This is a genomic window from Actinoplanes sp. NPDC019969, from assembly GCF_055562375.1.
Genome location: NZ_JBVHFK010000002.1, coordinates 532447 through 547829, shown reverse-complemented (window position 1 = coordinate 547829; position 15383 = coordinate 532447). Strand labels below are relative to the sequence as shown.

At 70.7% G+C, this 15383-nt stretch carries 12 protein-coding genes; 8 read left to right on the top strand and 4 right to left on the bottom strand.

The window, feature by feature from the left end:
- Positions 1 to 382 precede the first annotated feature (382 nt).
- Entirely contained in the window at positions 383 to 1855 is a 1473-nt protein-coding gene (locus ACZ3II_RS08990; protein ID WP_465517256.1) for a molybdopterin-dependent oxidoreductase, read from the top strand.
- Positions 1856 to 2014: 159 nt separating this feature from the next.
- On the opposite strand, the gene ACZ3II_RS08985 is transcribed toward ACZ3II_RS08990, so the two are convergent.
- Positions 2015 to 2401: a WhiB family transcriptional regulator gene (locus tag ACZ3II_RS08985; protein ID WP_043531275.1), complete on the bottom strand. Its 387-nt coding sequence runs from the start codon at positions 2399 to 2401 to the stop codon at positions 2015 to 2017.
- Between the two features lie 231 nt (positions 2402 to 2632).
- On the opposite strand from ACZ3II_RS08985, the gene ACZ3II_RS08980 reads away from it, so the two are divergent.
- On the top strand, positions 2633 to 3487 hold the full coding sequence (locus ACZ3II_RS08980) for a response regulator transcription factor (RefSeq protein WP_465517058.1): 855 nt from the start codon (positions 2633 to 2635) through the stop codon (positions 3485 to 3487).
- A 489-nt stretch (positions 3488 to 3976) separates the two neighbouring features.
- Here ACZ3II_RS08980 and ACZ3II_RS08975 read toward each other — a convergent pair whose 3' ends face one another.
- On the bottom strand, positions 3977 to 4375 hold the full coding sequence (locus ACZ3II_RS08975) for a DUF5319 domain-containing protein (RefSeq protein ID WP_465517057.1): 399 nt from the start codon (positions 4373 to 4375) through the stop codon (positions 3977 to 3979).
- A 119-nt stretch (positions 4376 to 4494) separates the two neighbouring features.
- Here ACZ3II_RS08975 and guaB point away from each other — a divergent pair, with 119 nt between their 5' ends.
- Positions 4495 to 5982: an IMP dehydrogenase gene (gene guaB / locus ACZ3II_RS08970; protein ID WP_465517056.1), complete on the top strand. Its 1488-nt coding sequence runs from the start codon at positions 4495 to 4497 to the stop codon at positions 5980 to 5982.
- Positions 5983 to 5998: 16 nt separating this feature from the next.
- Positions 5999 to 7120 carry a GuaB3 family IMP dehydrogenase-related protein gene (locus ACZ3II_RS08965; RefSeq protein ID WP_465517055.1) on the top strand — a complete coding sequence of 374 codons (1122 nt, stop codon included), beginning with the start codon at positions 5999 to 6001 and terminating at the stop codon, positions 7118 to 7120.
- Positions 7121 to 7185: 65 nt separating this feature from the next.
- Here the strand turns inward: ACZ3II_RS08965 and ACZ3II_RS08960 are convergent, their stop codons facing one another.
- Together ACZ3II_RS08960 and ACZ3II_RS08955 are read right to left on the bottom strand one after the other, a co-directional pair.
- Entirely contained in the window at positions 7186 to 8583 is a 1398-nt protein-coding gene (locus ACZ3II_RS08960; protein WP_465517054.1) for a M1 family metallopeptidase, read from the bottom strand.
- Between the two features lie 16 nt (positions 8584 to 8599).
- Positions 8600 to 9706, bottom strand: coding sequence for an LCP family protein (locus tag ACZ3II_RS08955; RefSeq protein ID WP_465517053.1), 1107 nt, complete (start codon positions 9704 to 9706; stop codon positions 8600 to 8602).
- Positions 9707 to 9857: 151 nt separating this feature from the next.
- On the opposite strand from ACZ3II_RS08955, the gene ACZ3II_RS08950 reads away from it, so the two are divergent.
- From ACZ3II_RS08950 to ACZ3II_RS08935, 4 genes are all read left to right on the top strand, one after another.
- Positions 9858 to 11702: a S8 family serine peptidase gene (locus tag ACZ3II_RS08950; RefSeq protein ID WP_465517052.1), complete on the top strand. Its 1845-nt coding sequence runs from the start codon at positions 9858 to 9860 to the stop codon at positions 11700 to 11702.
- A gap of 37 nt (positions 11703 to 11739) precedes the next feature.
- Entirely contained in the window at positions 11740 to 13287 is a 1548-nt protein-coding gene (gene guaA / locus ACZ3II_RS08945; protein WP_465517051.1) for a glutamine-hydrolyzing GMP synthase, read from the top strand.
- Positions 13288 to 13417: 130 nt separating this feature from the next.
- Positions 13418 to 14365: an NUDIX hydrolase gene (locus tag ACZ3II_RS08940; RefSeq protein WP_465517050.1), complete on the top strand. Its 948-nt coding sequence runs from the start codon at positions 13418 to 13420 to the stop codon at positions 14363 to 14365.
- Between the two features lie 4 nt (positions 14366 to 14369).
- The gene (locus ACZ3II_RS08935; RefSeq protein ID WP_465517049.1) at positions 14370 to 15281 is read left to right on the top strand and encodes an NUDIX hydrolase; all 912 of its coding nucleotides are present in this window, start codon (positions 14370 to 14372) and stop codon (positions 15279 to 15281) included.
- Positions 15282 to 15383: the final 102 nt, after the last annotated feature.

Here is a 15383-nt window from a genome sequence, read left to right as displayed (position 1 = left end):
GCAGGATGGTGCGGTGAAGCCATCGATACGGGCCGGGCTCGCCGGTGTGGGGGCGGCCGCGGCCGCACTGGGTGTCGCCGAGCTGGTCGCGGCGGGGACCGGGGAGCGGTCGTCGCCCCTGGTCGCGGTCGGTGGGGTGGTCGTCGATCACGTGCCGGCGCCGGTGAAGGACTTCGGCATCGCGGTGTTCGGCGTGTACGACAAGACGGCGTTGCTGGTGGGGACGGTCGTGTTGCTGGCGGCGTACGCCTACGGGGTCGGGCTGCTCGCCCGGCGGCGGTGGGCGTGGGCGGCCGGGGGGATCGCGCTGTTCGGGCTGGTGGGGGCCGGCGCGGCGCTGACCCGGCCGGGAGCGGGACCGGCGGCGGTGGTTCCGTCGCTGATGGGGGCGGCTGTGGCGGTGCTGGTGCTGCGGCATCTCTCACGCCTGGCGCAGACGGCCGCGCCGGACCCGGTACCAGTAGCGGTCACGACCGAACCGGTTTCCGGGACGGCGGCGGGCGCAGCGGGAGCGGCGGGATCGGCTTCCGGGCCGGCGGGATCGGTGTCCGCGACGCCGCCTGGCGCAGCGGGAGCGGCCGGAGCGGCGCGAGCGGCTGGCGCTGCTGGATCGGCGGGAGCTGTGGGAGCGGCTGGCGCTGCTGGATCGGCGGGAGCTGTGGGAGCGGCTGGCGCTGCTGGATCGGCGGGAGCGGTGTCCGGGGCGGCCGGGCCGGGGGAACGGGATGCGAATGCCGGGGTGGGTCGAACGGCCTCTTTCGGCGAGCGGGGCGGGAGTGGCCCGTACCAAATTCAGGAAAGCCGTCGCCGCTTCCTCCGTGATCTTGGCATCGTTGCTGGTGTGGCCGCCCTCGCGGGGGTTGGCGGCAGGCTGCTGACCTCACGCCGCGCGGTGACGGCGGCTCGGGAGAGCGTCGCGTTGCCGGTGGCCGTGGAGACCGCGCCGGTGCTGCCGGCGGGGGTGCAGGTGCCGGAGGCGGTGCCGTTCGTCACGCCGAACCGTGATTTCTACCGGATCGACACCGCCCTGGTCACCCCGCAGGTGGACCCGGCGACGTGGGAGCTGCGGATTCACGGGATGGTCCGGAACCCGATCACGATCACCTGGGAAGAGCTGCTGAGACGGCCGATGATCGAGCGGCACGTGACGATCGCCTGCGTGTCGAACGAGGTCGGTGGCGACCTGATCGGCACCGCGCGCTGGCTGGGCACACCGATCAAGGCGCTGCTCGACGAGGCGGATCCGCTGCCCGGCGCCGACCAGGTGGTGCAGCGTTCGGTGGACGGCTGGACCTGCGGTACGCCGACGGCGGTGCTCCGGGACGGGCGGGACGCGCTGCTCGCGATCGGGATGAACGGTGAACCGCTGCCGGTCCCGCACGGGTTCCCCGTACGGATGATCGTTCCCGGACTCTACGGGTACGTGTCCGCCTGCAAATGGATCACCGAGATCGAATTGACTCGATTCGTGGACTTCGACGCCTACTGGGTGCCGCGCGGCTGGTCGGCGCAAGCCCGGGTCAAGACGCAGTCACGAATCGACAGCCCGCGCGCCGGCGCCGTCAAACCCGCCGGGCCGGTGGTGGTCGCCGGCGTCGCATGGGCGACACATCGGGGCATCGCCAAGGTCGAGGTGCAGGTCGACGAGGGTCCGTGGCAGGAAGCCCGGCTGGCCCCGGCGGCGTCCGCCGACACCTGGCGCCAGTGGAGCCTGACCTGGACGGCTTCCACCGGTCAGCACACCTTGCGGGTACGGGCGACCGATCTCGATGGGGTGACCCAGACCCCCGACGAGGCGCCGCCCGCCCCCGACGGCGCGACGGGATGGCATCAGGTGAACATCGAGATCGCGTAGCGGAAAGCCGCACTTTCGGTCCGACTCGAAAAAGCAAGTCGCTCATACGGTGGCTTGCATGTCCACCAATGCGGTTGAAGAACCGCTGAACCACGCGACACGGCCCTCCATGGAGGACCGTGCCGGAAGCCGTCTGGTGATGCCGCGTGCCGGGCGGCGTCAGGCCGCCGGTGCCTGCCGTTGCGCGGGCACCGCCGTCTTGTGGGGCCGGCCGAGGCGCGCCTCGAGCCGGAGCAGGTCGACCCGTCCGTGACGATCGGCAAGGTCTTCCCAGCCGACCGCGAGCAGCCGCAGCCGCTCCGATTCGCTGAAACCTCCCCAGACACCGTACGGCTCGCGAACCGCGAGGGCGTGCGCGGCGCACTCCGCCCGGACCGGGCACGCGCCGCACATGGTCTTGGCCTTCGCCTCGCGGCGACTGCGGGACGACCCGCGCTCGCCGTCGGGGTGGAAGAACTGCGCACTGTCCCGGCCCCGGCAGAGACCCAGTCGCTGCCAATCCCAGAGATCGGCAATGGGACCGGGCAGTCTGCGAACGTTCGACATCAACACCCTCCTCCCGCGCGGCACCGCGGAGCGTTCGTCGTGAGGGGCCTGGGTCAGGCCTTTCGCGGGTGTACCCAGGCAACCCCAGGCTCACACGCAACATGTCGATGTCTTCGCGACCGGTATGGCAAAGCGGTGGCAAGTCATACCTTTCTTTCCCGTTTTTTCCATCTAAAGCGCGTAATGCTGCGGCCCTCGCGTGATCTCCTCTGAGAGAGAAGGAGGATCACTGTGCGTACCGTCCTCGTGTGCGTCCGAACCCCGCTGGCGGCCCAGACCGTCGCGTCCACCGCGGCCCGGCTCGGCATGACCGGCGTCGTCCGGACCGCGGTCAGCGAGACCGAGGCCATGATCCGACTGGCGGAACGGCCGGCCGAAGTGGTCCTGGCCGACACCGCTGTGACCCGGCCTGACAGCGTCGGGTTCACCCGGCGCGTCCTGGCCCGCGCCCCCCAGGCACAAGTGGTGCTCTTCGGCGCGGAAGACCCGCGAGTCGCGGCGGCGGCAGTCGCCGCCGGCGCCCGTGGTGTCATCCGCGGCGTCGAACACGACCTCGTCAGCGTCGTGGCGAAGGCGCTGCTCCTGCTGCTGCTCCCGGTGCGCCCCCAGGGCATGCCGATAAACGGCGCCAACGCGCAACCGGCCACCGTCGCCGGCGGCGTCCGCAACAACAACTCCCCGGCGACCCGTGGCCAGTACCACAACGGGCCCGGCGGCCTCGGCGTATCCAACGCCGCCGCCGTCCCCGCCATGATCGGGCCCAACGCGCCGATGGTCCCCGCACAGCGCGGCGACGCGCCCATCGATCCGGCCACCGGCCGCCCGATGGTCGCCTGGCCCGGCAACGAAGCCGGCGTCGGCATGGGCGAGGCGGCACCGGCCGGCCGCCGCCTCACCCTCACCGAACGCGAACTCCAGGTCCTGCGCGGCATGGCCGACGGCAAGAGCAACGCCGAGATCGGCAGGGAGTTGTTCGTGTCCGAGGACACCGTGAAGACGCACGCTCGACGGTTGTTCCGGAAACTCGGGGCCCGCGACCGCGCTCATGCGGTGGCGGCGGGATTCCGGGCCGGGCTGGTCGCCTGATACGAGGTGGGCTGGCCGGCTGCTTCCTGACTGGTCAGCCCACCCCGGAGCCTTCCCCCCGGTTGTTCACGCCCGCAATCTCTCGATCGGGGCGAGCCCGTGCACGACGGTCATCAATGACTGACCACCGAGGTCACCCGGCAGCCGCCAATCTTGTGCGCTTCGTTCCGGCACCAAGTGCACAAGATCACCCGGCCAGTCGGGGCCGTACTCGACTCACGCATGGGCGAGGTCGCCGGCTCGGCTCACCCAGGATAGGCAGCGGTTTTACCCCGTAGTCTTCAAGAGTGCGCGTGGCCACGGAGCGGTCAGCAAAATGCCGCCTGGCTCGACACCGGTTACAAGGCATTTTGCCGCGGAGCGAAGCGAAGCCAGCTCAGAAGCGCGAGAAATACGGATGCCCGAGCCCACGGGTGAGCAAGCCAGCACGCCTGTCCCGGGGGTGAGCCAACCGCGCCACCTCTTCCCCCGCGTGAGGCCGCCCGCCGCTCAGCTGTCGTCGTCGTTGCCCTCGGTGAGGGTGTCGTGGACGCCGTCGGCGTAGCCGCGGGCGTACTCCCACGTGACGTAGTGGTCGGGGTCCGGGTCGTAGGCCGGCTCGTGCACCCGCGGCCGTCCGCTGCTCAGCAGATGGCGCAGGTTGCCCCGGAGCAGGTCCCAGTCGAAGTAGTGCGGCTCGTGGCAGTCCTCGCACTCGATCACCAGCCCGCGGATTCCCGTCGGACTGAGCAGCGCCTGGTAGATCTCCAGGTCGGAGAGGTCTTCCAGGACATCCTGCCGCTCGTCCTCGGTCAGCGGTTCGGACTCGGCGTCCTCGTTGAGGTCGTCGAGTCCGGCGGCCGGGTCGGTCGGGTCGCCGTTGAACGGGTCGATCGGCTCATCTTGCACCCTCATACCGTACTCACCTCGAGCGTGGGTGTGCTGGCCCGCACGTTCTGTCCGCCAGCCGGGTGGCCGCTGTGGGATGGGTAGGATGATGAACTCCGCCTCTTCTCTAGGGATGATTTGTGGAAACTGACAGCGCCCGCACCGTTCCTCTCGGTCTCACCTTCGACGACGTGCTGCTGCAGCCCGGTGAGTCGGATGTGGTGCCGAGCCGGGTCAATACGGTCACGCGCCTGACACGCAACGTCGAGCTCTCCATTCCGCTGCTGTCGGCGGGGATGGACACGGTCACCGAGGCGCGGATGGCGATCGCCATGGCGCGGCAGGGTGGCATCGGCGTTCTGCACCGCAATCTCTCGGTCGAGGACCAGGCGAGCCAGGTGGACCTGGTGAAGCGTTCCGAGTCGGGCATGATCACCAACCCGATCACCTGTGGGCCGGACGACACGCTGCGGCAGGTGGACGCGCTCTGCGGGCGTTACCGGATCTCCGGCGCCCCGGTGGTGGACGCGCAGGGTGTGCTGGTCGGCATCGTGACCAACCGGGACATGCGGTTCGTCAGTGACTTCGACGCCAAGGTCCGCGACGTGATGACCAAGGCGCCGCTGATCACCGCCCCGGTCGGGGTGTCGAAGGACGAGGCGCTGGCGCTGCTGAGCCGGCACAAGGTGGAGAAGCTGCCGCTGGTCGACGAGGGCGGTCACCTGCGCGGCCTGATCACGGTGAAGGACTTCACGAAGTCGGAGCAGTACCCGAACGCGGCGAAGGACCCGCAGGGCCGGCTCCGGGTGGCCGCCGCGGTCGGTGTCGGCGACGACTCGTACAAGCGCGCCCGTGCTCTGGTCGACGCCGGGGTGGACGTGGTGATCGTGGATACCGCGCACGGCCATCAGCGGGCGGTGCTGGAGATGGTGGCGCGTCTGAAGAAGGACGTCACGATCGACATCGTGGGCGGCAACGTGGCGACCTACGCGGGCGCGAAGGCGCTGGTCGAGGCCGGCGCCGACGCGGTGAAGGTGGGTGTCGGCCCGGGCGCGATCTGCACCACCCGGATCGTCGCGGGCGTGGGCGTGCCGCAGATAACCGCGATCATGGAGGCGTCCCGGGCCTGTGCTCCGGCCGGTGTCCCGGTGATCGGTGACGGCGGCATCCAGTACAGCGGCGACATCGCGAAGGCGATCGTGGCCGGCGCGAGCACCGTGATGCTGGGCAGCCTGCTGGCGGGTTCGGAGGAGAGCCCCGGCGAGCTGATCTTCGTGAACGGCAAGCAGTTCAAGTCGTACCGGGGGATGGGTTCGCTGGGCGCCATGCAGTCCCGTGGTCAGGCGAAGTCGTACTCGAAGGACCGTTACTTCCAGCAGGATGTGAACGAGGACAAGCTGGTCCCCGAGGGCGTCGAGGGTCAGGTGCCCTATCGTGGTCCTCTGTCCAGGGTGGCGCACCAGCTCATCGGCGGGCTGCGCGCGGCCATGGGCTACGTGGGCGCGGAGACCATCCCCGACCTGCAGGAGCGGGGACAGCTCATCCGGATCACGGCGGCCGGGCTCAAGGAGAGCCACCCGCACGACATCCAGATGACCGTCGAGGCTCCTAACTACCACTCCCGCTAAAGGAAACCGGACAGTCATGCGTGACGTAGTGGAGATCGGCCTCGGCAAGACCGCCCAGCGCGGTTACCACCTGGATGACATCGCCATCGTTCCGAGCCGTCGCACCCGGGACGTGGACGACGTGTCGACCGAGTGGAAGCTCGACGCGTACCCGTTCAAGATCCCCTGCGTCGCGCACCCGTCGGACGCCACCCAGAGCCCCGAGTCGGTGATCGCCCTGGGCCGCCTCGGTGGCCTGGGCGTGCTCAACGCCGAGGGTCTCTGGACGCGGTACGAGGACCCCAGCAAGATCCTGGAGGAGCTGGCCTCGCTCGACGAGGACGCCGACGCGACCCGGCGCCTGCAGGAGGTCTACGCCGAGCCGATCAAGCCGGACCTGATCGCCGAGCGGGTGCGGCAGATCCGCGCGTCCGGTGTCACCACCGCGGTCCGGGTGTCGCCGCAGCACACCCTGGCGCTCGCCCCGGTGGTGCTGGACGCGGGCGTCGACCTGCTGGTGATCCAGGGCACGCTGGTCTCGGCCGAGCACGTGTCGACGACCGACGAGCCGCTGAACCTCAAGGAGTTCATCGCCGACCTGGACCTGCCGGTCATCGTGGGCGGCTGCACCGACTACAAGACGGCCCTGCACCTGATGCGGACCGGCGCGGCCGGTGTGATCGTCGGGGTCGGCGCCGACGAGTGGTCGACCACCGACACGGTCCTCGGGATCCGGGTGCCGATGGCCACCGCGATCGCCGACGCCGCGGCGGCCCGCCGGGACTACCTGGACGAGACCGGCGGGCGGTACGTGCACCTGATCGCCGACGGCGGCCTGGCCACCTCCGGTGACATCGCCAAGGCGATCGCCTGCGGCGCGGACGCGGTGATGCTCGGTGAGCCGCTGTCGCTGGCCGCGGGCGCTCCGGCCGGTGGCGCGTGGTGGCACTCGGCGGCGTCGCACCCGGCGCTGCCGCGGGGCGGCTTCTGCATCGCCGGCGAGCCGGACGGGACGCTCGAAGAGGTTCTGTACGGGCCGGCCAACAGCCCGAACGGCCAGCTGAACCTCTTCGGTGGCCTGAAGCGCGCGATGGCCAAGTGCGGTTACCGCGACGTCAAGGAGTTCCAGAAGGTCGCCTTGGTCCTCGACCGGGCCTGAGTGACTTCCCCGCCCGCCCCGGCCAGTGCCGGGGTGGGCGGGGCTTTTTGTACGGCGTACCGAGGTCAGGGTTTCGGGGGTTTGGTGGTGCCGTTGAGCCAGGCCTCGAAGAAGCTGCCGAGGTCCTTGCCGGCGGCGGTCTCGGCGGCCTGGATGAACTGGGCGGTCGTCACGTTGCCGTCGCGATGGTCGGCGGTCCAGGACTTGACCAGCTTGAAGAAGGCGTCGTCGCCGATGGTCTCGCGGAGCGCGTGCACGGTCATGCCGCCGCGCTGGTAGACGGCGGCGCCGAAGAGGCGTTCCGGGGTGGGGTCGCCGGGTGTCTCGGACCAGTTGAAGCTGGCGTAGGCGTCCTCGAAGAGCTCCTGCGCGGTCTCGTCGCCGGATTTCTCGGACCAGAGCCACTCGGCGTAGGTCGCGAAGCCCTCGTTGAGCCAGATGTCCTGCCAGCGGTCGAGGGCGAGGCTGTCGCCGAACCACTGGTGGGCGAGTTCGTGGGCGACGACGCCGGTGTTCTCGCCGCCGAGGAAGAACGAGTTGCCGTAGACCGGGCGGGACTGTGTCTCCAGCGCGTAGCGGATCTGCTCCTCGTCGACGACCACGCCGCCGTTGGCCGTGAAGGGGTACGGCCCGAACTGCGTCTCCAGGAAGTCGGTGATCTCGCCGGTGCGGGCCAGGGAGCGCGCGGCCGGGCCGTTGGCGCCCATCGACTCGGGGACCGCGGTGATCATCGGCCGGCCGGCGTGCGTGCCGGTGGTGATCCGGTACTGCCCGATCACGACGGTGGCCAGGTAACTCGCCATCGGCGACTCCTCGGCCCAGCGCCACGTGGTCTTGCCGGCCGCGGTCTCGCGCTTGCCGGGGACGCCGTTGCTGAGCACCTCGAGACCGTCCGGGACGGTCATCGCGAGCCGGAACGTCGCCTTGTCGGACGGGTGGTCGTTGACCGGGAACCAGGTGCTCGCCGACTCCGGCTGGCCCAGCGCGATGGCGCCCGCGCCGGACTTGAGCCAGCCGCTGACGCCCAGAGTGTCGTTGTTCAGCGGCATGGGAACCCCGCGGTAGGTCACCACGACGGTGAAGGCCCGGCCGGACGGGATGCCGGTGGCCGGGGTGATCACCAGTTCGGCGCCTTCCCTGGCGGCGGTCGCGGCGGCGCCGTCGACGGTGACCGCGGAGACGGTGAGCGCGGCCAGGTCCAGGTTGAACCGGGACAGCGCCTGGGTGGCGGTCGCGGTGATGGTGGCGGTGCCGTCCAGCTCGCCGGACGGCGGGTCGTAGCGCAGCGCCAGGTCGTAGCCGGCGACGTCGTAGCCGCCGTTGCCGTACTTCGGGAAATAGGGATCCCCCGCGCCGTCGGCGCCGGGGCCGAAGCTGGCAGTCGGAGCGGGTTTCTCGTCGGTGCCCGTGGTGCAGCCGGACAGCACCAGCAGCAGGATCAGCCCGTAGCCCCGTCGCTTCATGCCACCGAGGTTACGTCTAAACCCTGTCGACCAGTTTGGGGTGCGACCTCAGATAGGCGACATGTGCGCCCTTCGCCAGCGCCCGGACGAAGCCCACACCCTCCGGTTTGAGCTGTTCGCCGAGGTAGCCGCCGCCGCTGCCGACCCCGGCGCCGGGCAGGGTGACGGTGGTGATCCGGTTCGGGGCGAGGTTGCGGAGGGCGTAGGCGTACTCGAACGGCGTACGGCCGCCGATGTAGACCAGCGAGCCGCCCAGCGACGTGATCATCGGGCCGAGCCGGTTCCGGTCGGTGAGGCCGACGTCGAGCGCCCGGTCCAGGATCGCCCGGACCATCTGCCGCTGGTGGCGCTGGCGGTCGTAGTCACCGTTCGGCAGGCCGTACCGCTGCCTCGCGTAGTCGATCGCCTGCCAGCCGACCAGCTTGCGTTTTCCGGGCTGGTAGATGGCCTGCGGCCCGACGTAGTCGCCGCCGGACAACGTTCGCATCGAACCGTCCGGCCGGCGGTGCTTGGACGTCACCTTCTGGTCGATCACCATCTCGATGCCGCCGAGTTTGTTGACCAGTCCGTCGAGGCCGCCGAAATTGAGGATCGCGCCGGCCTGGAAGGTCTTGATCCCGGTGTACCCGCTGAGCGTGCGCGTGAGCAGTTCGTAGCCCTGCTCGACGCTTTTCCGGTTGGATCCGGGGATCCGCGAGCCACGGCTCATCGCTTCGGTGATCTTGTGCTTGCCGCCGGGGAAACCCGATTTCTTGTACGCCGGGATCTGCACCCGGAGATCGCGGGGAAGCGAATAGAGGTATGCCGACTTCAGATCGGCTTCCACGTGCAACAGCATGATCGTGTCGGCGTGCGGCTCCCAGCCCGGGACGCTCACCCGGGTGTCCACGCCGATCAGCACCAGGTCGAGCGGCCCCCTGATGTCCGCGCCGGGCGCTGGTGTGCTGCTCGGGGCGGGTGCGGCAGCGCTCGCCGAGGCGGTCGCGGAGACGGTGGTGGCCGGCGCCGCCGCCGTCGGCGCGGGCGACGATCTCCGGTTGACCGCGATGGCGACGCCCACTCCGGCGATCAGGGCCAGGACGGCGCCGGCCACGATCGCCCAGGTGATCTTGCTGCTTCGCATAGCCGAACAGTAAATGACGTGCCGAAGGTGCTCAACGTCGATGCGGACTCGATCGATGAAAGGGCCTATTGCGAAATATAAGATCACCGGTACGCTGTCGCGGCGATTCCCCGGTCCGCGGTGGATCGCGGCACGGGGAGGCTGTCCGAGAATGAAATCCACTCACCGGCGCATCGTCGTGGGGGCCGCTGCCGCCGCGCTGCTGGCCGGCGCGAGCATCGCTTCGATCGCCAGCGCCTCGGTGACCGGGCCCACGTCCGCCGGCGCCGAGTCCGAGGTGCGCCTGCTGGTCGGCCTGCGGCCCGGCGTGCAGGCCGACGTCGCCCTGCCGAGCCTCAGCCGGCTGGGGCTGCCCGGCGCCGACGGCAAGAACGACCCGGTCGGCCGCCGCCTGCTCGGCCAGATCCGGGCCAAGTCGGTCCAGGTGCCGTCGAGCCGCGCCGCGGCCGTGACCACGGCCCTCAAGCTCGACCCGAACGTGGCGTACGTGCAGGCCGACCCGGTGGTCAAGAAGCTCGACGTGACGCCGAACGACCCGGTCTTCACCGCCGGCAAGCAGCCCGAGCTGGCCCAGATCAAGGTGCCGTCCGCCTGGGACGTCACGACCGGCGCGGGTGTCACGGTCGCGGTCCTGGACACCGGCGTGAACGCATACGGCGACCTGTCGCTGGCCGGCAAGGTGCTGCCCGGGTACGACTTCGTCAACGACGACGACAGCGCGTCCGACGACGAGGGCCACGGCACCATGGTGTCCTCGCTGATCGCGGCCACCCCGGACAACGGCGTCGGCATGGCCGGTGTCTGCGGCGGCTGCCACATCCTGCCGGTCAAGGTCCTCGACGACCAGGGCAGCGGCAGCCACTCCGAGATCGCGCAGGGCATCCTCTACGCCACCCAGCGCGGCGCGAAGATCATCAACATGTCGCTCGGCGGGTACGGCGCCTCCCCGGTGCTGCAGAACGCGGTCGCCTGGGCGAACGCCAAGGGCGTGCTGGTCGTGGCGGCGGCGGGCAACAACGGCAACAACCGGATGGTCTACCCGGCGGCGTACCCCGACGTGCTCGCGGTCGGCGCCACCGACACCCGGACCGGCGGGACCACCCGTGCCGACTTCGCCAGCTACGGCACCTGGGTCGACGTGGCCGCGCCGGGCATCACGGCGGCGATGACCCGCTACGGCAAGTACTGCGTCGACGGCGACCGCTCCTGCTGGGTCACCGTCCGGGACAAGTACGGCAACATCGTCTACGACGACTACGAGGTGCAGGGCACGTCCTTCGCGGCGCCCCTGGTCGCCGGCGTGGCCGCGCTGGTCGCGTCGAAGAGCCCGGGGTACACCGGCTGGAGCCTGCAGCGCGCGCTCGTCGCGTCGGCCCGCAAGGACGCCTCCTGGACCCAGTACGGGTCGATCAACGCCGCGATCGCGCTGACCGCCGGAACCGACACCACCGCGCCGACCGTGACCGGGGTCAACCCGGCCGAGTGGGCCCGGGTCCGCGGCAACGTGGCGGTCACCCCGGCCGGTCTCGCCGACAACTGGTCCGGCGTCCGTTCCGTCGAGATCATCGCGGACGGCAAGTGGCACAGCTGGGACTTCACCGCCCCGTTCGCGCCGGTCCTCAACACGGCAGGCCGCAACGGCACGATCAACGTGCAGCTGCGGATCACCGACAAGGCCGGCAACCAGCGGCTGACCGGCGTGCGCAAGCTGTGGGCCGACAACATCGCGCCGACCGCGTCGATCATCAGCGCGCCCGCCAACGGCGCCAAGGTGAGCGGCGTCGTGACGACCTCGGTGAAGGCCGCCGACGCGTCCGGGATCAGCCAGGTCCAGCTGCTGGTGAACGGCGGCGTGGTGGCGACCGACACCACCGCGGGCTATCTGCTCAGCTTCAACACCGCCAACCGGGCCAAGACCCTCAAGGTCCAGGTCCGGGTGTACGACCGCGCCGGCAACGTGACGTACACACCGATCCGCACCTACACCCGATCCTGAGCGGTCCGGGGTACTCGCCCGCCGGTAAACTCGCCGGGTGAGTACCCCGCGTCCCGTTCTCGTCGTCGACTTCGGCGCCCAGTACGCTCAGTTGATCGCCCGCCGGGTCCGCGAGGCCCGTGTCTACTCCGAGATCGTCCCGCACTCGATGCCGGTGGCCGAGATGCTGGCGAAGAACCCCGCCGCGGTCATCCTGTCCGGTGGCCCCTCCAGTGTGTACGAGCCGGGTGCGCCCACGCTCGACGCCGGCCTCTTCGACAGCGATGTGCCGGTCTTCGGCATCTGCTACGGCTTCCAGGCGATGGCCCAGGCCCTCGGCGGCACCGTCGCCCACACCGGCTCCCGGGAGTACGGGCGGACCCTCCTCTCGGTTGAAGGCGGCACGCTGCTCCGGGAGCTGCCGGCCGACCTGCCGGTGTGGATGAGCCACGGCGACAGCGTCGCGGTCGCCCCTTCCGGCTTCGCGGTCACCGCCTCCACGCCGGGCGCCCCGGTCGCCGCCTTCGAGGACCTGACCTCCAAGCGGGCCGGTGTGCAGTTCCACCCCGAGGTGGCGCACACCGAGCAGGGCCAGGAGATGCTCAAGCGCTTCCTGTACGACATCGCCGGCATCGAACCGACCTGGACTCCCAGCAACATCATCGAGGAGCAGGTCGCCCTGATCCGGCAGCAGGTCGGCGACAAGCAGGTCATCTGCGGGCTCTCCGGCGGCGTCGACTCCGCGGTCGCCGCGGCTCTCGTCCACAAGGCGATCGGCGACCAGCTGACCTGCATCTTCGTCGACCACGGCCTGCTGCGGTCGGGCGAGGCCGAGCAGGTCGAGAAGGACTACGTTGCGGCGACCGGTATCCGGCTCGTCGTGAAGAACGTCGAGGAGCAGTTCCTCGGGCATCTGTCCGGTGTGACCGACCCGGAGCAGAAGCGCAAGATCATCGGCCGGGAGTTCATCCGGACCTTCGAGGAGGCCGCCCGCGAGCTCGACGCCGAGCGCCACATCGAGTTCCTGGTCCAGGGCACGCTCTACCCGGACGTGGTGGAGTCGGGTGGCGGCACCGGCACCGCCAACATCAAGTCGCACCACAACGTCGGCGGCCTCCCCGACGACCTGCAGTTCGCCCTGATCGAGCCGCTGCGCACGCTGTTCAAGGACGAGGTGCGGGCGCTCGGGGTCGAGCTGGGCCTGCCGGAGGAGATGGTGCAGCGGCACCCGTTCCCCGGCCCCGGCCTGGCGATCCGGATCATCGGCGCGATCGACCGGGAGCGTCTCGACATCCTGCGCGCGGCCGACCTGATCGCCCGCGAGGAGCTGGCCGCCTCCGGGCTGGACCGGGAGGTCTGGCAGTTCCCGGTGGTGCTGCTGGCCGACGTGCGCAGCGTCGGCGTGCAGGGCGACGGGCGGACCTACGGGCATCCGGTGGTGCTGCGGCCGGTCTCCTCCGAGGACGCCATGACCGCCGACTGGTCGCGTCTGCCGTACGACCTGATCGCCAAGATCTCGAACCGGATCACCAACGAGGTTCGCGAGATCAACCGGGTGGTGCTGGACGTCACGAGCAAGCCGCCGGGCACCATCGAGTGGGAGTGACGGTCAGTAGTGGATCAATCGCCCAGGGCGGTGTAACCCGCCCTGAGCTGCGATTACTCGCCGTTATCCCACTGTCAGGAATTTGACAGATGTTCTTGGGAGTTAACATAAAGCGGGCAGAATGCCGCCCGTGACCCCCGCACTCGAACCGCTCCGCAGGATCGCCGCCTACGCCGTCGCCCGCGACGGCGAAGGCCGCGTCCTCCTGGTCCGGGCCTCGTCCAAGTCCGGCACGCCCGGCGTCTGGTCGCTGCCCGGCGGCGCCGTCGATCACGGCGAAGACCCCAACCACACCGTCGTCCGCGAGACCGCGGCGGAGACCGGGCTCTCCGTCGCCGTCTCCGGGCTCCAGGACGTGCTGGCCGACATGCGCTCGATGCCGCACCGCGGCGTCACCATCCACACCGACCGGCTGATCTACACCGTGTCGGTGCGCGGCGGCACCCTCATCGACCGGGTCGGCCACAACACCGACCTGGCCCGATGGCACACCCTGGCGGAAGCGGAGCGGCTCAAGCTCCGGCCGTTCACCGCGGCCGCGCTCGGGCTCTCCGCCGCCTCCGCCGACCTGCGGCCCGAGGAGGCGCCGGTCTTCCCCTCGTTCTACGCCTACGAGGGGCCGGACGGGCTGCACCGGGCGCAACGGTTCGCGGCGTACGCGATCGCCACCGACCCGTACGACAACCTCCTGCTCACCCGGATCGCCGAGGGCTACCCGGGCGCCGGCTGCTGGCACCTGCCCGGCGGCGGCACCGACTACGGCGAGCAGCCCGGCGCCGCCCTGCTCCGCGAGCTTGTCGAGGAGACCGGGCAGGCCGGCCGCCTGATCGAGCTGCTCGGCGTGGCCAGCCACCGGGACGCCGCCTCGCTCGGCCCGGAGGGCTACCCGATCGACTGGCACGGCGTCCGGGCGTTCTACCGCGTCGTCGTCGACCAGCCGACCGAGGTCACCATCCACGACGTCGGCGGCTCCACCTCGGAAGCCCGGTGGATGCCGCTCAAGCAGGTCGCCGAACTGGCCGGGGACCAGCTCACCGAGGTGACAGCGGAGGCGTTGCGCGCGGCGCGGCTAATCTGATCCGGTGAAGATCCTCAGACGGGCGGCGGCGTACGGGGTCTGCCGCTCCGCCACCGGCGACGTGCTGCTCACCCGCGGATCAGACGCCAGTGCCTTCCCCGGCGTCTGGTCCCTGCCCGGTGGCGGCATCGACCACGGCGAGCACCCGGACGACACCGTCGTCCGGGAGTTCACCGAGGAGACCGGGCTGGACGTGCGGATCGCCGGCGTCCGGACCGTTCTGGCCGACCTGGCCCGCCTGCCGGACGGCTCGATCGAGCACACCGACCGGATCGTGTACGACGTCGAGGTGACCGGCGGCACGCTGCGGCCCGAGACCGCCGGCACGACCGACCTCGCCGCCTGGGTCAGCCCCGCCGAGGCGGCGGCACGGCCGATGCTGCCGTTCACCGCCGGTGTCCTCGGCGTCACCGTCGAGCCCGCCGACCCGGGCGCGGTGCCTGCCGGCTTCACCGTCGAGCCCGGCGAGCCGGAGCGCTCCGGGCGGGTGCAGCGGTTCGGGGCGTACGCGCTGGCCACCGACCCCGCCGGGCGGATCCTGCTGACCCGGATCGCCGCCGGATACCCGGGCGGGGGACTCTGGCACCTGGCCGGCGGCGGCACCGACTTCGGGGAGACCCCGGAGCGGGCGCTGGCCCGCGAGCTGTACGAGGAGACCTCCCAGCGCGGCCGGATCACCGGGCTCGCCGGGGTCTCGCACCGCTACGACCCCGCCGCCCTGGGCCCCGAGGGGGTGCCCCTCGACTGGCACGTGATCCGCGTGGTCTACCAGGTCAGCGTGGACGAACCGGTCGCAGCGGCGGTCACCGAAGCCGCTGGCGGATCGACCGCCGAAGCCGCCTGGTTCACCCCTGAGCAGGCCCGCAACCTCCCGCTCACCGAACTGGCCCGGGATGTACTCGTCCGCACGGGCTAAAATCGTCGTAAGGAAGGTTGAGGGCGTGTCCTCCGGGAGGCGCGGGGAATGCGACAGGTGTCTCCCGTCGTTGCACCCCAGGACTGTTCGCCCTCTCGCCAA